The 18,537-nt window shown below is 71.2% G+C and carries 15 protein-coding genes, 1 rRNA gene and 1 pseudogene; 4 read left to right on the top strand and 13 right to left on the bottom strand.

Going from position 1 to position 18,537, the window contains the following annotated elements; all coding sequences use genetic code 11:
- Window positions 1-39 precede the first annotated feature (39 nt).
- Both ACIP6N_RS16445 and ACIP6N_RS16440 read left to right on the top strand, forming a co-directional pair.
- Window positions 40-1,848, top strand: a complete 1,809-nt coding sequence (locus ACIP6N_RS16445; RefSeq protein WP_401816860.1) for a glycoside hydrolase family 15 protein — start codon at window positions 40-42, stop codon at window positions 1,846-1,848.
- A gap of 543 nt (window positions 1,849-2,391) precedes the next feature.
- On the top strand, window positions 2,392-2,997 hold the full coding sequence (locus tag ACIP6N_RS16440; RefSeq protein ID WP_401816275.1) for a hypothetical protein: 606 nt from the start codon (window positions 2,392-2,394) through the stop codon (window positions 2,995-2,997).
- 927 nt (window positions 2,998-3,924) lie between these two features.
- On the opposite strand, the gene ACIP6N_RS16435 is transcribed toward ACIP6N_RS16440, so the two are convergent.
- From ACIP6N_RS16435 to ACIP6N_RS16410, 6 genes are all read right to left on the bottom strand, one after another.
- On the bottom strand, window positions 3,925-4,548 hold the full coding sequence (locus ACIP6N_RS16435) for a hypothetical protein (RefSeq protein WP_401816273.1): 624 nt from the start codon (window positions 4,546-4,548) through the stop codon (window positions 3,925-3,927).
- 96 nt (window positions 4,549-4,644) lie between these two features.
- Complete coding sequence (locus ACIP6N_RS16430) at window positions 4,645-5,727, bottom strand: glycosyltransferase family 4 protein (protein WP_401816272.1); 1,083 nt, start codon at window positions 5,725-5,727, stop codon at window positions 4,645-4,647.
- A 534-nt stretch (window positions 5,728-6,261) separates the two neighbouring features.
- Complete coding sequence (recN, locus tag ACIP6N_RS16425) at window positions 6,262-8,007, bottom strand: DNA repair protein RecN (RefSeq protein WP_401816271.1); 1,746 nt, start codon at window positions 8,005-8,007, stop codon at window positions 6,262-6,264.
- Between the two features lie 186 nt (window positions 8,008-8,193).
- Window positions 8,194-9,099, bottom strand: a complete 906-nt coding sequence (locus tag ACIP6N_RS16420) for an NAD kinase (protein ID WP_401816268.1) — start codon at window positions 9,097-9,099, stop codon at window positions 8,194-8,196.
- Window positions 9,096-9,911, bottom strand: a complete 816-nt coding sequence (locus tag ACIP6N_RS16415) for a TlyA family RNA methyltransferase (RefSeq protein ID WP_401816266.1) — start codon at window positions 9,909-9,911, stop codon at window positions 9,096-9,098. Before ACIP6N_RS16415 ends, ACIP6N_RS16420 begins: the two co-directional genes overlap by 4 nt.
- A 7-nt stretch (window positions 9,912-9,918) precedes the next feature.
- Window positions 9,919-10,233, bottom strand: a complete 315-nt coding sequence (locus ACIP6N_RS16410; protein WP_401816265.1) for a hypothetical protein — start codon at window positions 10,231-10,233, stop codon at window positions 9,919-9,921.
- Window positions 10,234-10,276: 43 nt separating this feature from the next.
- Between ACIP6N_RS16410 and ACIP6N_RS16405 the strand changes: the two genes are divergently transcribed.
- Window positions 10,277-10,624: an SCP2 sterol-binding domain-containing protein gene (locus tag ACIP6N_RS16405; RefSeq protein ID WP_401816263.1), complete on the top strand. Its 348-nt coding sequence runs from the start codon at window positions 10,277-10,279 to the stop codon at window positions 10,622-10,624.
- Here the strand turns inward: ACIP6N_RS16405 and ACIP6N_RS16400 are convergent.
- From ACIP6N_RS16400 to ACIP6N_RS16385, 4 genes are all read right to left on the bottom strand, one after another.
- Window positions 10,613-11,461 (bottom strand): ABC transporter ATP-binding protein, encoded by an 849-nt coding sequence (locus ACIP6N_RS16400; protein WP_401816261.1) that lies wholly within the window; start codon window positions 11,459-11,461, stop codon window positions 10,613-10,615. The genes ACIP6N_RS16405 and ACIP6N_RS16400 overlap by 12 nt on opposite strands.
- A 129-nt stretch (window positions 11,462-11,590) precedes the next feature.
- The gene (locus ACIP6N_RS16395) at window positions 11,591-12,652 is read right to left on the bottom strand and encodes a FecCD family ABC transporter permease (RefSeq protein ID WP_401816258.1); all 1,062 of its coding nucleotides are present in this window, start codon (window positions 12,650-12,652) and stop codon (window positions 11,591-11,593) included.
- A complete protein-coding gene (locus tag ACIP6N_RS16390; protein ID WP_401816256.1) occupies window positions 12,649-13,701 on the bottom strand; it encodes a FecCD family ABC transporter permease in 1,053 nt (350 codons plus the stop codon). The genes ACIP6N_RS16395 and ACIP6N_RS16390 overlap by 4 nt, the downstream gene beginning before the upstream one ends.
- Window positions 13,702-13,769: 68 nt before the next feature.
- A complete protein-coding gene (locus ACIP6N_RS16385) occupies window positions 13,770-14,801 on the bottom strand; it encodes an HAD-IIA family hydrolase (protein ID WP_401816254.1) in 1,032 nt (343 codons plus the stop codon).
- 74 nt (window positions 14,802-14,875) lie between these two features.
- Between ACIP6N_RS16385 and ACIP6N_RS16380 the strand changes: the two genes are divergently transcribed.
- Window positions 14,876-16,210: a DUF1015 domain-containing protein gene (locus ACIP6N_RS16380; RefSeq protein WP_401816252.1), complete on the top strand. Its 1,335-nt coding sequence runs from the start codon at window positions 14,876-14,878 to the stop codon at window positions 16,208-16,210.
- Between the two features lie 83 nt (window positions 16,211-16,293).
- Here the strand turns inward: ACIP6N_RS16380 and ACIP6N_RS16375 are convergent, their stop codons facing one another.
- From ACIP6N_RS16375 to rrf, 3 genes and pseudogenes are all read right to left on the bottom strand, one after another.
- On the bottom strand, window positions 16,294-17,148 hold the full coding sequence (locus ACIP6N_RS16375) for a tetratricopeptide repeat protein (protein WP_401816859.1): 855 nt from the start codon (window positions 17,146-17,148) through the stop codon (window positions 16,294-16,296).
- A gap of 102 nt (window positions 17,149-17,250) precedes the next feature.
- Window positions 17,251-18,291 (bottom strand): annotated as a pseudogene (locus ACIP6N_RS16370) (hypothetical protein); the annotation flags it as partial.
- Window positions 18,292-18,445: 154 nt separating this feature from the next.
- Window positions 18,446-18,537 (bottom strand): 5S ribosomal RNA (gene rrf, locus ACIP6N_RS16365); the annotation flags it as partial.

Raw genomic sequence — 18,537 nt, 5'->3', positions numbered from 1 at the left:
TAAGCGCCCCACGGGGCGGACGTGGCCGTTCGACTGGAGATGCACGTGGCCGGGCGCATCGAGGATTACGCACTCATCGGAGACATGCAGACCGCAGCCCTGGTCTGCCGGGACGGCACAGTCGATTGGCTGTGCCTGCCCCGCTTCGATTCACACGCCGTGTTCGCGGCACTGCTCGGAACCGACGAAAACGGTTTCTGGCGGCTCGGACCCGCCTATTCCGCGGGTTCGGAGCCGCCCCAGGCCACCCGGCGCCGCTACGTCGGTGACTCACTGATTCTCGAATCGGAGTGGGACACCCCGCGAGGCACGGTCCGAGTGACCGATTTCATGCCGCCGCGTGACGGCGCCCCCCAGGTGATCCGGATCGTGGAAGGCGTCAGCGGGCGGGTGCCGATGCGCTCCGCCCTGCGGATGCGTTTCAGCTACGGCCGGGTGACGCCGTGGGTCCACAAGGTCGACAACCGCACGGTGGCCGTCGCCGGCCCCGATTCCGTGTGGCTGGACACCGAGGCGGAGACGTACGGCAAGGACCTGACGACGTACTCCGACTTCACGGTCGCTCCGGGCGACCGGATCGCCTTCACCATCAGCTGGCAGCCCTCCCACCGGCAGCCGCCGGCGCTTCCCGACCCCGAGGGGTCCCTGGAGGCCACGTCCGATTTCTGGCGTGAATGGGTCGAACACTGCACGTATCACGGCCCCTACCGCGAGGCCGTGGTCCGTTCGCTCATCACGCTGAAGGCCCTGACCTACGCGCCGACGGGCGGCATCATCGCCGCCCCGACGACATCGCTGCCGGAGGAGATCGGCGGCGTACGGAACTGGGACTACCGCTACACCTGGCTGCGCGACGCCGCCATCACGCTCTCCTCGCTGCTGCGCACCGGCTACCGCGACGAGGCCCGCGCCTGGCGCGAGTGGCTGCTGCGGGCCGTCGCGGGCGACCCGGAGAACCTCCAGATCATGTACGGCATCGCCGGTGAACGTGAGCTGGGCGAGGCGGAGCTGGACTGGCTGCCCGGATACGAGAATTCGGGCCCGGTCCGGGTCGGCAACGGCGCCGCGCACCAGCTTCAGCTGGATGTGTACGGCGAGGTCACGGAGGCGCTGCACCTGGCCCATATGACGGGCCTGGCGCGCAACGACTACGCCTCGGTCCTCCAGCTCAAGCTGATCCAGTACCTGGAGGATCACTGGGACCAGCCGGACGAGGGCATCTGGGAGGTCCGCGGGCCGCGCAGGCACTTCGTGCACTCCAAGGTGATGGCGTGGGTCGCCGTCGACAGAACGATCAAGCTGATCGAGTCCGGGGACGCCGACGGGCCGCTGGAGCGCTGGCGCGAGCTGCGGGACGACATCCACCGCGATGTCTGCGAGAAGGGGTACGACAAGGAGCGGAACACCTTCACGCAGTCGTACGGCTCGCAGGAACTGGACGCCTCCCTGCTGCTCATTCCGCAGATGGGCTTCCTGCCTCCGGACGACAAGCGGGTCATCGGCACGATCGAGGCGATCCAGCGGGAGCTGTCCACCGAGGACGGTTTCGTCATGCGGTATCCGACCGGCGGCGGCGAGGACGGCCCCGACGGCCTGGCGGGTCACGAAGGCGCGTTCCTGGCCTGCTCGTTCTGGCTCGCGGACGACCTCGCGATGATCGGACGGGTGGACGAGGCGCGCAAGCTCTTCGAGAAGCTGCTCAGCCTCCGCAACGATCTGGGGCTGCTCTCCGAGGAGTGGGACTCGGGGGCCCAGCGCCAGGTGGGGAACTTCCCGCAGGCGTTCAGTCACGTGCCGCTGATCGACACGGCGCTGCGGCTGACGGCATCGGGCGCGTACGGCGGTTAGTTCCTGTAGAGGTCCTGCTTTCCGCGCCGTGATGTCGTCACCATGTCGTTTATGGCGCAGCAGGGGGATGCATGCATCCCCCTGCCAACGGTTTCACCCTTCATGTACAGGATCGGCCCCCGGTCGTCATCAATGCGATACGACCGGGGCGGGCCACCGGGGTACGGCGGTGATCAAGCCTCCGCAGCAGGAGCGGGCCGGGCGGAGACTTGTCCCTGCGCCGTCGCAAGGCCCAGCACTCGGTCAACGCCGGGGCGTCCACGGACGCCCCGGACGAGCTGATGCCAGAGAAGACCTCACTGCCCGAGCGAAGTGGCCCGACCACCGCCTGGCCTTCTCGTGCACTCCCGCGGAGCCGTTGGACCGCCAGGGTTGACGAGAACACGCGTAGAGTTGTGTGCCCATTCGGCCCCGGGGGGAGCGCAACTTTCACGGAACTCGATCTACCAGAGTGCCTCCCGGATTCCCCTTACGGCAGGGGTTCGAGGGGACCTCTTCGGCAACGCCTGGAACTCGCTCCGCGCGACTCCCCTGGTCCGCGGCATGGGCGCCAACGGGATCATCGACTTCGTGGTCGGATCCGATGTACTGGCCAGGACCTACGGTGGGTTCTCCCACTCCGGCCAGGCCGTCACGCGCGCGGGGGGCGCCAGCCTTGTCAAGGTGTTTACAAAGGCGAGCAACGTACAGCGGTTCACAAACAGCCTCCCCAATGCGGTGGAGGGTGCTTCTGCCTTCCGTACGGGCCTGGGCACAGCGGCCAAGACAGCGGGATTTCTTCGCGGGGCGGGCATCGTCGGTGGTGTCGCCTCGACGGGTTTCAGCGCCGCGAATGTCATCTCCCAGGGCAACCCGGTCGAGGCGTTCAAGAAGAACGGCGCCGGGTACGTCGCGGATGTCGCCGAGGTGGGTTTCAACGCGTCGATGACCGCGGCCATGATTGCGCCCAACCCCCTCACGATCGGTCTGGCTGTCGGCACCGGTCTCATCTACGGTGGCGCGAAGGTGGTCGAGCACTGGGACGAGGTCAAGAAGGGCGCGGGGAAAGCCGCAGGCTGGATCAGCGACAAGACATCCAAGGTCGGGGCAGGGATCGCCGACGGTGCGAAGAGCCTTGCGAAAAAGGCGAATCCAGCGAACTGGTTCTGACCGAAGACTGTCCCGTAATCCATGGCGCGACAGCACACGGCGTCAAATGCGGTGCATCGCAGGGTGGAGGGACGCCCGCATACTGGATGTATCCGGGCGTCCCGACAACACGGCAAGGCGCCGTAGCTGCTGTTGTCGCCCCACCAGGGACTGCAGGGCGGCACGGCCCTGCGGCCCGATCCGGCTGCCCGCCGCCGTACCTCACGCTTCGCGCAGTACCGCAAGAGAAAAGGCCAACCGCCGGTCCAGCCAGCTCGCCTGCGTCGAGTACCACCTGACGTCTCCGACGGGCGCTGAGGTCAGCGCCACCTGATCCGCTGCCTTCCAGGTCACCGGCTTGGAGGGACTGTTGCTACTGTCGTCCGCCCCGAGGCTCAACACTGAACCGACAATGCTGCCTATCGCCTTTCCCGCGCCTCGGCCCACAACCTCCCCAGGGCTCCCATTGGCCCAGTGGTAACGGGCGATGATCTCCGGATGGCCAGGTTGTTCGAGCCACCAGAGGTGCTGGACGACACGCTTGGCCGACGGAGCACGGAGGACGGACCCGATGTCCGACGCCTGCCCGTCGCGCACACGGAATCGACGGGAATTGTCGTTCTCCGTTGGCGGGTCCGGTGTGACGGAGCAGAGGAGCCGCTGTGCGCTCTCGTCCTCGTATAGCCGGAATCCTGACTTGGCTACAGAGGCGTTCCCTTCAAGGGGCACGACATAGACAGCGGGGACCAGAAAGATGTCGTTTCCCCGGCTCTTCTGGACCCGGATCGCGTGCGGACCCGGCGCGGCCTTCCCTCGTAGGGATGGCGGACGCATAGCAGTGCCGACCGTGAACCGTCCGACGCTGTCCCAGTGCACCGGGTCGAAGGACGGCGGCTCCGCCCCTCGTTTCCTGCCGAATGCCATGGTTTTCCTTCCTGACCGTCCTTCTCAGGTGCGACGCCGCAGCCTGCCGTACAGGATGAACGCCTCCATCGCGGCGAACAAACCGGCGCAGGTCCATGCCATGCCGGACGACAGACCGTTGACCGAGCCACTGAGCCTGGGAGCAAGCCAGCCGTCCGGGTCCGTGACCAAGACGACGCGCCGGCCAGGCCGAAGGCTCTTGTCGCAGCCGTCCGAGTCACCCAGTGAGTATTTCGGGGACTTGGCGACATCGGTGCGGACGACATAGCAGGTCAGTCCTTCACCGTGTTTTCTGTAGTAGCCATGGGTGCCCGTGATCACGCCTTCGTAGTGGACCCCGCGCTGGCCCAGTACATAGTCGTTCAGAGCCGGCCCGGTGAAGAGCATCAGGGCGAACCCAAGCGCGGCCACACACGCCCCAAGCCCCGCGCCGCACATGGCCCAGACGACGAACAGCACAACGAGCGCGAGGAAGGTGGCCAGTAGCACCAAGAGAGTTCCCTGTCGCTGTGCGAGCCAGCCGCAGGCCACCATGACCAGAGGCGTGAGGACGAGCGCGCCGGCCGTGCCGGGCCATCTGCGCGGGCAGCCAGGGGCCAGGTTGCTCCGCAGTGCCTGTTCCACACCGACCGCTTCCGGTGTCGTCACTTCCGTGTCCTATCCATTCTCCGGCAGCTCCCGTGCCCTCCGCGGGGACGGACCTGCTCGGTTCGCGGGGCGCCGGGTGGCTCGGATCCGTTCCGGTTAACCCGCCCGTTGGGCCAACTCGTCGTACACGCTGAGCACTTGCGTGATCGTTTCCTCCTCCGTCGGCCAGGTCGCCGCTTGTTCGCGACCCGCCTCGGACATCTCCTGCCTGCGTCCCGGGTCGCCCAGCACCCGCAGGACCGCTTCCGAAAGCGCCGCGGCGTTGCCGTACGGGACCAATTCGGCCGCGTCGCCGACCAGTTCGGGCACCCCGCCGACAGCCGTGGCGACCAGCGGCACCCCGAGCCGCAGCGCCTCCTGCGCGAGGGCCGAACGCGCCTCCCAGCGGCTCGGCAGGACGGCGAGGTCGGCGGAGGCGAGGAGTTCGGCGGTGTCGTCACGTCCGCCGATCAGGCGGACGGGCAACTCGGCGTTGTCGATGCGGCGTTGCAGCCTGCCGCGCTCGCGGCCCTCGCCAGCGATCGCCAGCAGCGGCGTGGGGTCGAGACCGCGCCAGGCACGGGTCGCGTCCAGGAGGGTGTCGTACCCGTGATGTCCCTCAAGACTGCCCACCGCTATCAGCAACGGTCTTGCGATCGCGCCGATTTCGGCGCGCACCTTGCTGTCGGGCCCGCCGGCCGGCACACGGGCCGCGGGCACCGTGAGCGGCGAGAGGCGGGCATCGCGCGCGCCTCCGGTACGGGCACGGTCGACCAGTTCTGAGGAGGTGGCGAGCACAACGGCCGCCGCTCTGACGGCTTTTCGCTCCATCAGCCGCATCAGCTGGGCCCGTACGCCTTCCGTGTGCACCCGCGAGTGCCAGGTGACGACCAGCGGTACGCGCAGCCCGCCGAGCGCGAACGCGGCCCGTACCGCGGCGTGCACTCCGTGCGCGTGCACCACGTCCGCACCCGCGCACGCGGCGCGCAGCGCGGCCACGGCCGCGGGATCACCACGGCGCGGTACGGGGACGTGCCGGGCGCCGGAGCTCCGGAAATCGAAGGCGCGGTCAAGCTCCTTGGGAGAGCACACCGTTACGCGCACTCCCCGGGCCACCAGCCCCGCCGTCAGCGACCGCACATGCGCGCCGCTGCCCCCGCTGCCGCCGCCGAGCACCTGGACCGTACGCAGTTGGGTCACGTGGCCAAGGCTCCTGAATCGGGATCGGGGACTCGCTCCAGGATGCCAGCCCGTACGCACGTTCCGGCACCGCCGAGGGGTCGTTCATGTGTCCGGCGTTTCAACTGCGCTCGCGGGATTCACTCAGCCGGGTGACAGCGCGGAACGACCGTACCGGTTCACCGTACGCCGTCCCTGCGATCACGCCCAATGAGCGCACAGCTCTCCCGCCGGGCGGCGATCACGGAACCGACGGCGGCGGTCCGGGAGCGACCGGCTGGCGGTCCCGGACCGACAGGCGGGCAGGAGACCTGGGAAAACGGGCCTGAGGAGCAGCCGCGGCTCACGGACGACCGGGCTCACGCACCACCGGCAGCCGCGCGCTCAGGGCCGGCCGCGCGGGGCGCCGGGCGACTCCGTCACCGCACGGCGTAGGGCCTCGGCGGCAGCTGAGCCGACGCGACAGCCGGACCCGCCGGGCCGGGGCCCGACGCCCACCCCGCACCCCGCTGCCCTGCGCCCCGCTCGGCCCACGCCCCGCTGCCGCCGAGAGCGTTACGCGTCCGCCCGGGCCGTGGCCAGCAGTTCTTCCGCGTGGGCCCGGGCCGTTTCCGAGTCCTCCTGGCCCGCGAGCATCCGCGACAGCTCCCGTACCCGCTCCTCGCCCTCCAGGACCTTCACCCCGGACCGGGTCACCGAGCCGTCATTCGTCTTCTCGACCAGCAGCTGGCGGTCGGCGAAGGCCGCGACCTGAGGGAGGTGCGTGACCACCACCACCTGCGCGGACTTCGCGAGCTTCGCGAGCCGCCGGCCGACCTCGACCGCCGCCTTGCCGCCGACGCCCGCGTCCACCTCGTCGAAGAGATACGTCGGCACGGGGTCCGAGCCCGCGAAGACCACTTCCACCGCGAGCATCACCCGCGACAGCTCACCGCCCGACGCACCCTTGGCGATCGGCCTCGGCGGAGCGCCGGGATGCGGAGCCAGCAGCAGTTCGACCTCGTCCACGCCGTGCGTGCCGTACAGCACGGCCCGGCCGCCGACCTCGATGCCGGACGTCTCGTCCGCCGCCTCGGTCTGCCGGATGTCGAACGAGACGCGGGCGTGCGGCATGGCCAGCGAAGCCATCTCGGCCGTGACCGCCTCCGCGAACCGCGCCGCCGCCTCTGTCCTGACGTCGGTCAGCGCCTGCGCGAGGACGGAGAGCTCCGACCGCAGGGCGTCGCGCTCCGCGGTCAGCTCGCCGATCCGCTCGTCGTCGCCCTCCAGCTCGGTGAACCGGGCGGCGCTCTCCTGCGCCCAGGCGAGCACGCCCGCGATGTCCTGGCCGTACTTACGGGTCAGGGTGGTGAGGGCGGCGCGCCGTTCCTCCACGGCGGCCAGCCGCAGCGGGTCGGCGTCCAGATTGTCGGCGTATCCGGCCAGCTCACCCGCGACGTCCGCGAGCAGGATGGCGATCTCCCCCATCCGCTCGGCGAGCCCGGCGAGCGCGGGGTCGTGGGAGCGTACGGCGTCCAGGGCCCGCCCCGCCCCTCCTACGAGCGTCGTCGCGTCGACGCCCTCCGGGTCCTCGGGGTTGCCCGCCAGCGCGGCGTGCGCGACCGACGCGGCGGACGCCAGCGCCTCCGCGTGGCCCAGGCGCTCGGCCTCCGCGGCGAGTTCGGTGTCCTCCCCCTCCAGGGGCTCCACGGCCGCGATCTCGTCCAGGCCGAAGCGCAGCAGGTCGGCCTCCTGGGCGCGCTCGCGGGCGCGGGTCGTCAGCTCGTCCAGCTCCGTGACCACCGCCCGCAGCCTGCGGTAGGCGGCCAGGTAAGCGGCGTGCGGCGCGGTGACGGCGTCGCCCGCGTACCGGTCGAGAGCCTGCCGCTGCCGCGAAGGGCGCAGCAGGCCCTGCTGGTCCGTCTGGCCGTGGACGGCGACGAGGTCGTCCGCCAGCTCGGTCAGCACGCCCACGGGCACGGAACGCCCGCCGAGGTGGGCACGTGAGCGCCCCTCGGCGGAGACCGTTCTGCTGACGAGCAGCGCGCCGTCGTCCAGCTCGGCCCCGGCCTCCTCGGCCCGTACCGCCGCCGGAGAACCGGCGGCCATGGTGATCCGTCCTTCCACGACAGCTGCCTTGGCACCGATCCGCACCAGCGCGGGGTCGGCTCGTCCGCCGAGCAGCAGCCCCAGGCTGGTGACGACCATGGTCTTGCCCGCGCCGGTCTCACCGGTCACGGCGGTGAACCCCGGTGACAGTTCGACCACCGCGTCGTCGATGACCCCGAGCGACCGTATACGCATCTCCTCCAACACGGTCATGACCATACGAGGTCTGAACGGTCCCGTGCGACGGCCCCCACCCCGGCCGCCCGCGAGCGGACGGCCGCGGGGCACCCGCCGGCGGCCTTCCGGGACGCGCGGAGCGCTCGGAGAACGCGCGCCGAACGGGGTTCGCGCGCAGGCCTTCAAGGCCCTGACCTGCGCGTTTCTCGTCTCAGGAGGGTTTCAGTGCGGCGCTCCGCGCCAGCCGGCCACCGGCAGCGCGAACTTGGCCACCAGCCGATCGGTGAAGGACGCGTGGTGCAGCCGCGCAAGCCGAACGGGTACAGCGCCTCGCCGTACCTCCACCCGCGCGCCCGACGGCAGTTCGACGGTCCTGCGTCCGTCGCACCACAGCACCCCGTTGGGGGTGTCCGGCTGCACCTCCACCGCGAGCACCGAGGTCGGCGCGGTCACCAGCGGCTTCGCGAACAGCGCGTGGGCGCTGATCGGCACCATCAACAGCGCCTCGACCTCCGGCCACACGACCGGTCCGCCGGCCGAGAAGGCGTACGCCGTGGACCCGGTGGGGGTGGCGCAGACGATGCCGTCGCAGCCGAAGCCGGTGACGGGACGGCCGTCGATCTCCAGCACCACCTCCAGCATCCGCTCGGGCGACACCTTCTGCACGGCGGCCTCGTTGAGGGCCCAGTCCGTGTGGACGACGGTGCCGTTGCCGCGTACGACGACATCGATGGTCATCCGCTCCTCGACCTCGTAGGAGCGGCCCACGACCCGGTCGACGACCTTCTCCAGATCGTCGCGCTCCGCCTCGGCGAGGAAGCCGACCCGTCCCAGGTTGACGCCGAGCATCGGGACCCCGGAGGCGCGGGCGAACGCGGCGCCGCGCAGCAGCGTGCCGTCGCCGCCGAGCACGATCAGCAGCTCACAGCCGTCGAGCACGTCGGGGGTGGCCTCGGTGACCGTCTCCACGGAGGGCGGCAGCGGCAGGTCCACCGCCTCCGCCGCCAGGACGCGCACGCCGATCCCGCTGCGTACCAGCCCGTTCACGACCAGTTCCGCGCTGCGGATCGCGGCGGGTCTGCCGGTGTGGGCCAGCAGGAATACGGTGCGGTCTGTGTTCGTGGTCAACGGGGTCCCTCCGCCACTGCACGGTCGACATCCGCCGGATCGAGTGCGGGCGCTCCGGCGCGGAGCCACAGAAAGTACTCGACGTTCCCCGAGGGTCCAGGCAGCGGGCTGGCCGTGACGCCCCGTACGCCCAGGCCGAGCGCCGCCGCCCGTCCCGCCACGTTCCGTACGGCCTCCGCGCGCAGTTCGGGACTGCGTACGACGCCTCCGCTGCCGAGCCGTTCCTTGCCGACCTCGAACTGCGGTTTGACCATGAGGACGAGGTCGGCGTCGGGGGCCGCGCAGCGCACCAGCGCGGGCAGTACCAGTCCGAGCGGGATGAAGGACAGGTCGCCGACGATCACGTCCACGGGGGTGCTGTCGATCAGTTCGAGCGTCAACTCGCGTACGTTCGTACGGTCCTTGACGGTGACCCTGTCGTCGCTCTGGAGCGACCAGGCGAGCTGCCCGTAGCCGACGTCCACCGCGACCACGTGGTCGACTCCGGCGCGCAGCAGGACGTCCGTGAAGCCGCCGGTGGAGGCTCCCGCGTCGAGTGCGCGCCTGCCGCGGACCGTCAGCCCGAGCGGTTCGAAGGCCGTGAGCGCGCCCGCGAGTTTGTGCCCTCCGCGCGAGACGTACTCGGGATCGCCGTCGTCCTTCGCGACGACCACGGCGGCGCTGGTCTCCACCTGGGTGGCGGGTTTGGTCGCCGTGGCGCCGCCGACCTTCACCCGGCCCGCGGCGATCAGCTGGCTCGCATGCTCGCGTGAGCGTGCGAGGTTACGGCGTACCAGCTCGGCGTCGAGTCGGCGGCGTGCCAGTCCTGCCACGTTCGGTTCAGCTCCTGTGGTCGTGCGCGGGCGAGTGCCCCGGGGCGGGCCGGGGCGCCGGTGCCGCAGGCGGTCCCTGCGGTCCGGGGCGTGCGTCGAGCGCGGTCAGCGCGTCGCGCAGCCCCCGGTGTACATCCTCGTACACCTCGGCGTGACCGTCGGCGCCGAGGTGGTCGGCGTCGGCGAGACGTGTCAGCAGCCGGTCCACGCCCGTGTCACCGGTCGGGGCGCGTTCCACGCCCAGCGGGGCGGGCTCCGCCGGGTCGTACGCGGGGGGCTGCGCCGGGGGTCCCGCGGGGGCGCCCGCGATCGAGTCGCTCATGCGCCAGACGCTACCCCGAAGCGCTGCGGTACCGTCGTCCGCGATGGCGACCATGGAGGAGTGCCGCAGCGCACTCGACAAACTTTCGGACAATCTGGCACAGGCGGACGGCGAGGCGCGCGGCGCGGCCGGGTTCGACCGCTCTCTCAGCTGCCACATAACGGACCTCGACACCACCTTCACCGGCAGGCTGAACAACGGCCGGATCACGGTGCTGGACACCTCGGCGGGACCGCCCCGGGAAAAGGCGCAGATCCGGCTGGCGATGGCCGGTGACGACCTGGTCGCGCTGGTCGACGGCGAGCTGAATTTCGCCAGGGCCTGGGGCGCGGGCCGGGTCAAGCTGGAGGCGGGCTTCCTCGATCTGATGCGGCTGAGGTCACTTCTCTGAGGGGACGGACGCCGCGGACGGCAGCGCGACGGCCTGGCGGGTTACGGCCTGGCGCGACCGGCGTCCCGCCGGCACCACCAGCGGCGTCCCCGTCTCGGGGTCCTCGATGACCCGGCAGCGGAGCCCGAACACCCGCTCCACCAGCGCGGCCGTGACGACCTCGGCGGGCGGCCCCTCGGCCACGATCCGCCCCTCGCGCATCGCAATGAGGTGCGTGGCGTAGCGCGCCGCGTGGTTGAGGTCGTGCAGGACGGCGACGAGCGTGCGGCCCTGGGTCTCATGCAGGTCGGCGCAGAGGTCGAGCACGTCGATCTGGTGCTGGATGTCGAGGAACGTGGTGGGTTCGTCGAGCAGCAGCAGCGGTGTCTGCTGGGCGAGGGCCATGGCGATCCAGACGCGCTGGCGCTGGCCGCCGGACAGTTCGTCGACATAACGGTCGGCGAGTTCACCGACGCCGGTCGACGCCATCGACTCCTCGACCACACGCTCGTCCTCCCGTGACCACTGGTGGAGCAGACCCTGGTGCGGATAACGGCCGCGCGCCACCAGGTCGGCGACGGTGATGCCGTCGGGCGCGATGGACGACTGCGGCAGCAGGCCGAGTGTCCTCGCCACCTTCTTCGCGGGCATCGAGTGGATGGGAGCGCCGTCCAGCAGCACGCTTCCCCGCGCGGGCCTGAGCATGCGGGAGAGCGCGCGCAGCAACGTCGACTTGCCGCAGGCGTTCGGGCCGACGATCACGGTGAAGGAGTGGTCGGGGATCTCCACCGACAGATCGCGGGTGATGATCCGCTGGTCGTATCCGAGGGTCACCGATTCCGCGGTGAGGCGCTGCATGGTCGTTCTCCTCATGTCCACCGGGGCCTTCACGTCCACCGGGCTTTTCACGTCCACGGGCTCCTCATGTCCACCCGGCCGGCCGGGTTCGCCGGATTCACCTGGTTCATACGCGTCCCGCCCTGTGGTTCACACGCGTCCCGCCTTGCGTTCGGTCCCCAGGAGCCAGAGCAGATAGCCGCCGCCGAGCACCCCGGTCACCACGCCGACGGGCAGCTGCCGGTCGCCGAAGGCATTGGTCGCGGTCCAGTCGGCGACGAGCAGCAGCACGGCGCCCATCACGGCGGAGGCTCCCGGCTGCGGTCCCGTCGAACGGGTCAGCGCGCGGGCGAGCCGGGGCGCGCCGAGCGCGACGAACGAGATGGGCCCGGCGGCCGCGGTGGCCGCGGCGACGAGCAGCACGGCCGCGCCGAGCAGGACGATCCTGGTCCGCTCGACCGGCACGCCCAGCGCGTACGCCGCGTCGTCGCCCATCTCCAGCATGCGCAGCGGCCGTCCGTGGCCCAGCGTCAGCGGGATCAGTACGGCGCAGACCGCCAGCAGCGGCCACAGCTCGCTCCAGCCGCGTCCGTCGAGCGAGCCGGTCATCCACAGGACGGCCCTGGTCGCGTCGATCAGACTGGCCTTGGTCACGAGATAGTGGTTGGCGGCGGTGAGTACGGCGGCCACGCCGATGCCGACGAGGACCAGCCGGTAGCCGTGCACGCCGCGCTTCCGGGCGAGCAGATAGATCCCCGCGCCGGTCACCAGAGCGCCGACGACCGCGCCGCCCGCCACGGCGGCGGTCCCGCCATGAAAGAGAGCGATCACCATCAGCGCACCGGCGGTCGCTCCTTGCCCGAAGCCGATCACATCAGGGCTGCCGAGCGGATTGCGGGTGACCGACTGGAAGACCGCCCCGCCGATCCCGAGAGAAACTCCGACGAGCAGCCCCACCAGGATCCGCGGCAGCCGCACGTCCTGGACGATGAACTCCTGGGCCGGGGTGCCGTTCCCGGAGAGGGTCGCGACGACATCTGCGGGCGGCATCGGATAGTCGCCGCTGCCGATGAGCACGATCCCGGCCGCGAGCGCGGACCCGGCGAGCAGCAGGACAACGAGGGCGGCACGCCGGTCGACCCGTACGGAGAACCCTCCCCGCGTACGGACCGTCCCCGTGGTGCGGCGGGCGGGAGGCGCGGTGGCGGTCACAGCTGGGCCGTCCTCTTGCGGCGTACCAGGTGGATGAAGACGGGCCCGCCGATCAGCGCTGTCACGATGCCGGCCTGCAGCTCGGAGGGCCTGGCGACGATCCGCCCTGCCACATCGGCGCCCAGCAGCAGCACGGGCGACAGGACAGCCGCGTACGGCAGGATCCAGCGCAGGTCGGGCCCGGTGATGGTCTGTACGAGATGCGGCACCATCAGCCCGATGAAGACGATGGGACCGCACGCGGCGGTCGCGGCTCCGCACAGCAGCGTGACGCTGACCATGGCGAGGAGACGGGTACGGGTCAGCCGCGCGCCCAGCGCGCGGGCGGTGTCGTCGCCCATCTCCATGGCGTTCAGCGGCCGGGCGATCAGCAGCGCGATCACCACCCCGGCGGCAATGAACGGCCACACCTTGCCGGCTGTCGCCATGTCGGCCGAGGCGAGCGAGCCGACGGTCCAGAAGCGGAGCCGGTCCAGCGCGGCCGAGTCCAGCAGCTGTACGGCGTTGACATAGCCGTAGAGCACGGCGGTGGCCGCGGTGCCCACGAGCGCGAGCCGTACGGGGGTGGCGGCGCGGCTGCCGCCCAGCGCGTACACGAGCACGGAGACGACCGCGGCGCCGAAGAAGGCGAACCACACGTATCCGGTGATCGAGGTGACGCCCAGAAAGCTGATGGCGGAGACGACGGCGGCCGCCGCCCCCGCGTTGACGCCCAGCAGCCCGGGCTCCGCCAGCGGGTTGCGGGTCAGCGCCTGCATCACGGCGCCGGCGAGCCCGAGAGCCGCCCCGACCAGCAGGCCGAGCACGGTTCTCGGCAGCCGGACCTCGGCGACGACCACATCGTTGCCGGTCCCCGTGGAATGGAAGAGACCGTGCCACACCTCGGCCGGCGGAACGGACTTGGCGCCGGCCGCGATGCTCGCGACGCAGACGAGCAGCAGGACGGCGACGGAGACCAGCAGCCCCGCGGCGCGCAGTGTGCCGCGCCTGCGGGGTGTCGCGGGGGATGCCGTATCCGCGCTCTGTTCGGGGGGACTGTCGACCAACACCAGGTTAGGTTAGCCTACCCTGCCTAGCTGGCATCGGAGAGGCCCCCCGGAACGGCGGCCGGGACGGCCTAGAGACCGAGCTTCGCCAGTGCCTTCTCCGCGTCCAGCGCACAGGAGCCCTCGCCCGCGTGCGTCCACGCCGCCGCGCACAGCGCACGCAGCCCGTCCAGCGCCTCACCACCGCCGTCGAGCGCCAGCGCGTCCCCCTGTACGGAAGCGGTCCAGCCACCGCAGCCGAAGCCGCCATCCGCGCCGGTCACTTCGGGCTGCCCGGTCAGCAGCCCGCGCAGGTCCGCGTCCACGTAGGTCGGCCGGTGCCTGGGCTCCGCGGCGAGGAGATGCGCCGCGTCCGTCACCCCGGTCAGCACGAGCAGCGAATCCACGTCTCCGTTGAACGCCCCCTCGATGTCGGTGTCCAGGCGGTCCCCGACGACCAACGGCCGCTCGGCGCCGGTCCGCAGGACCGTCTCCCGGTGCATCGGCGGCAGCGGCTTGCCCGCGACCTGCGGCTCCGCGCCGCCCGACGCGATCCGTACGACCTCCACCGCGGCTCCGTTGCCCGGCGCGATACCGCGCCCGCTCGGGATCGTCAGGTCGGTGTTGGACGCGAACCACGGCACGCCCCGCCTGACCGCGTAACCGGCCTCGGCGAACCGGTTCCACGCCATGTCGGGCCCGCCGTACCCCTGGGCCACGGCGGCCGGGTCGTCGTCGGCCGAGTCGACCGGTTCGAGCCCCCGCTCGCGCAGCGCGGCCCGGAGCCCCTCGCCGCCGATGACCAGCACCCTCGCTCCCGCAGGGACCTGATCGGCGATCAGCCGCGCCACGGCCTGCGCCGAGGTGATCACGTCGGAGGGCTCGGCGGGCACGCCCAGCTCCGTCAGATGGTCCGCCACCGCGTCCGGTGTGCGCAGCGCGTTGTTGGTGACGTAGGCGAGCCGCATGCCGCTGTCCCTGGCCGTACCGAGCGCGTCCACCGCGTGCTCGATCGCCTCGCCACCCGCGTACACGACCCCGTCGAGATCGAGCAGAGCCGTGTCGTACGCCTCGTTCAGCGCGGTCGCACTGCCGCCGGGCATGGTCCTGCTCTGCTCACTCATCTGACTTCCGCTCCTCGCTCGGGACTTCCTCCCCCGATCATCGCTTATCACCGCACCGCACATACGATGCACAAATGAACACAACGGGTCGTGAGGGCAGGAACGGAGGCGGATACGGAGACGGGAGCGAGGGCGCGGAGAGCGGCGACGGACTGCGGCTGATTCCCTTCCGCGGGCTGCGTTACGTTCCCGGGCTGGTCAGCAGCCTGTCCGCCGTGACGTCACCGCCGTACGACGTCGTCGTCAGGCCCGACGGACTGCACCACCTGGAGTCCGCCGACCCGTACAACATCGTCCGGCTGATCCTCCCGCAGGCCGCGACACCCGGGGACAGGCACCGGCAGGCGGCACGGACGCTGAACCGCTGGCTGTCCGAGGGCGTCCTCGCCCCCGACCGTGAACCCGCGCTGTACGTCTACGAACAGCGCGGCGGCGACCTGGTGCAGCGCGGTGTAATCGGGGCTCTGGCCCTCTCCGCCCCCGCCGACGGCATCGTGCTCCCGCACGAGGACGTCATGCCGGACATCGTGGAGGACCGCGCGGCGCTGATGCGCGCGACGGCGGCCAATCTGGAACCGCTGCTCCTGACGTACCGTGGCGAACGGGACACGGCGGGCGCGAGCGGTACGGCCGCCGTCATCGACCGCGTCGCCGAGCGCTCCCCGCTCCTCGCCACCACGACGGAGGACGGTCTCAGCCACCGTCTCTGGTCCGTCACCGATCCGGCCGAACTCGCCGCGGTCACCAGGGATCTGGCGCGCCACCAGGCCCTGATCGCCGACGGCCACCACCGCTGGGCGACGTACCTGCGGCTGCGCGCCGAGCACTCCCCCGAAGGCCCGTGGGGCTACGGTCTCGTCCTGCTGGTCGACACGGCCCGCTATCCGCTCCATGTCCGCGCCATCCACCGGCTGTTGCACGGGATGCCCGTCGAACGGGCCCTCACGGCCCTGGCGGGTTCTTTCCGCGTCCGCACGCTCGAAGGACCTCTGAGCCGGGCGCTCGACACCCTCGCCGCCGCCGCGACGACGGGCAACGCGTTCCTGCTGGCCGGGGACGGCCGCTTCCATCTGGTCGACCGTCCGGACGAAGCGCTCCTGACCCGTACGGTCAGAGCCGACCGGCCGGCGGCCTGGCGGTCCCTCGACGCGACCGTCCTGCACGCCACGCTACTCGATCACATCTGGCGGATCCCGGACGCCCCGGAGCACATCACGTACATCCACGACACCGAGGCGGCCGTCAACCAGGCGGAACGGCACGGGAGTACGGCCGTACTGCTGCACCCGGTACGCGAGGAAGTCGTACGGGAGCTGGCCCGCCAGGGCGTCACGATGCCGCGCAAGTCCACGTCCTTCGGGCCGAAGCCGGCGACGGGCCTGGTGCTGCGGAGCCTGGCTCTCGACTGACCCGGGAGACGGACCGGCATCCGGGCCGGACATACGGAAGAGGGCGGCACCCCGGTCGGGGTGCCGCCCTCTTCCAGACGCGGTCAGTCCTTGTGGTGCGCTTCGGGCTCGTCGTCGTCTTCATCGTCGTCGATGTCGTCTTCATCGATGATCTCGTCGTCGATGTCGACGGCGGACTCGTCGGCCGCGGTGTCCGGCGTCTCGTCCGCACTCACCGTGTCGTCGTCGGTGTCGGTCTCGGGAGCCGTGTCGGGGTCCTCGACCAGGGCGTCCAGGAACTCGACTCCCTCCAGCTCGGCGAGCCGGTCCGACGCGTCGGTCGCCCCGTCCTTGTCCGCCTCGATGGTCTTGGCGAACCACTCGCGCGCTTCGTCCTCACGCCCCGCCGACAGGAGCGCGTCGGCGTACGCGTAACGCAGCCGGGACGTCCACGGGTGGATGGCGTGCCCTGCCAGCTCGGGGCCCTGCAACGTCACGATGGCGGCGTCGATCTGCCCCATGTCCCTGCGCGCACCGGCCGCGACGAGCCGCATCTCGACCTGACCCGCCTTGTCGAGCTTCTGCACCTCGGGCTCACCGGCCATCGCCATCGCGCGCTCGGGGCGGCCGAGACCACGCTCGCAGTCCGCCATCACGGGCCACAGGTCGACGTTGCCGGTCATCCGCTTGGCTGCCCTGAACTCGGCCAGCGCCTCGGCGTACTTCTGGGTCGCGTACGCGGCGAAGCCGGCGGCCTCACGTACGGCGGCGACCCTGGAGGCGAGCCGGAGCGCGATACGCGAGTACGCGTATGCCCGCTCGGGATCGTCATCGATCAGCTGGGCGACCATGACGAGGTTCCTGGCGACGTCGTCGGCGAGCGTCTTGGGCAGGCTCATCAGCTCCTGCCGCACGCTCTTGTCGATCTCGAAGCCGGTGACCTCGTCCGGAATCGGCAGCCGCTTGATGGGCTCGCGGTCGCGCTCCCGCTCGTCACGGCGCGCGTAGCCGCCACCACCGCGGTTGTCGTCGCGCCCGCGGTACCCACCGCGGTCGCCGCCGCGGTCGTCACGACGACCGTAGCCGCCACCGCCGCCGGGACGGCCGCCACGGTCGTCGTCACGACGCTGGTAACCGCCACCACCGGTGGGACGGCCACCGGCCGGACGGGCGCCGCGATTGTCGTCACGACGCGGGCCGCCGCTGGGACGGTCGTCACGGCGGAAGCCGCCACGGTCGTCGTCGCGACGGGGCGTGCTCGGCCGGTCGTCGCGGCGCTGGTAACCGCCGCCGCTGCTGGGACGGCCACCGCGGTCGTCGTCACGGCGGAAACCGCCACGGTCGTCCTCACGACGCGGGCCGCCGCTGGGACGGTCGTCACGGCGCTGGTAGCCACCGCCGCTGCTGGGACGGCCACCGCGGTCGTCGTCACGGCGGAAACCGCCACGGTCGTCCTCACGACGCGGGCCGCCGCTGGGACGGTCATCGCGACGCTGGTAACCGCCACCGCTGCTGGGACGGCCGCTGCCACCCCGGTCGTCACGACGCTGGTAACCGCCACCACCGGTGCTCGGCCGACCGCCACTGGGACGGTCGTCACGGCGGAAGCCGCCACGGTCGTCGTCGCGACGGGGCGTGCTCGGCCGGTCGTCGCGACGGGCGAAACCACTGCCACTGCTGGGACGGCCGCTGCCGCCCCGGTCGTCACGACGCTGGTAACCGCCACCACCGGAGCTGGGACGACCACCGCGGTCGTCGTCACGGCGGAAGCTCCCCCGGTCGTCCTCACGACGCGGGCCACTGCTGGGACGGTCGTCACGACGCTGGTAGCCACCGCCACTGCTGGGACGGCCGCTGCCACCCCGGTCGTCACGACGCTGGTAACCGCCACCACCGGAGCTGGGACGACCACCGCTGGGACGGTCGTCACGGCGGCCGTAGCCGCCGGCGCCACTGCTGCTGGTGGGGCGGCCCCCACGGTCGTCATCGCGACGGGCCGTGCTGGGCCGGTCATCGCGCCCGCCGCGGTAGCCGCCCCGGTCACCACTGTCCCTGCGACGCTGCTCGCGCTCAGGTCGGTCGTCGGAAGAGTTGGGGGACATCGGTACGGCTCCTGTCTGCGGGTACGCAGTCATTCTCGCGCACCCGGCCTTCGGACGCGCTTCAGTAATACGGTGGAACACCTGACGAAAAGCGGAAAAACAAAAAGGACCCTTGGTCCAGCATGAACGCTGGACCAAGGGTCCTTGAAAGATTGTTCGGCGGCGACCTACTCTCCCACAGGGTCCCCCCTGCAGTACCATCGGCGCTGAAAGGCTTAGCTTCCGGGTTCGGAATGTAACCGGGCG

Origin of the sequence: Streptomyces sp. NPDC088725, from assembly GCF_044751305.1 — a bacterium.
In the GTDB taxonomy this organism is placed as follows: Bacteria; Actinomycetota; Actinomycetes; order Streptomycetales; family Streptomycetaceae; genus Streptomyces.
Note: the sequence above shows the minus strand (reverse complement) of the source record. Positions and strands in the feature narration are given on the sequence as shown.

Excerpts from the sequence above, each read along its gene's own strand:
- ACIP6N_RS16445 (WP_401816860.1), top strand. The coding sequence starts at position 40 with ATGCACGTGGCCGGGCGCATCGAGGATTACGCACTCATCGGAGACATG.
- ACIP6N_RS16440 (WP_401816275.1), top strand. The coding sequence starts at position 2,392 with ATGGGCGCCAACGGGATCATCGACTTCGTGGTCGGATCCGATGTACTG.
- recN (WP_401816271.1), bottom strand. The coding sequence starts at position 8,007 with ATGACCGTGTTGGAGGAGATGCGTATACGGTCGCTCGGGGTCATCGAC.
- ACIP6N_RS16410 (WP_401816265.1), bottom strand. The coding sequence starts at position 10,233 with ATGAGCGACTCGATCGCGGGCGCCCCCGCGGGACCCCCGGCGCAGCCC.
- ACIP6N_RS16405 (WP_401816263.1), top strand. The coding sequence starts at position 10,277 with ATGGCGACCATGGAGGAGTGCCGCAGCGCACTCGACAAACTTTCGGAC.
- ACIP6N_RS16400 (WP_401816261.1), bottom strand. The coding sequence starts at position 11,461 with ATGCAGCGCCTCACCGCGGAATCGGTGACCCTCGGATACGACCAGCGG.
- ACIP6N_RS16385 (WP_401816254.1), bottom strand. The coding sequence starts at position 14,801 with ATGAGTGAGCAGAGCAGGACCATGCCCGGCGGCAGTGCGACCGCGCTG.
- ACIP6N_RS16380 (WP_401816252.1), top strand. The coding sequence starts at position 14,876 with ATGAACACAACGGGTCGTGAGGGCAGGAACGGAGGCGGATACGGAGAC.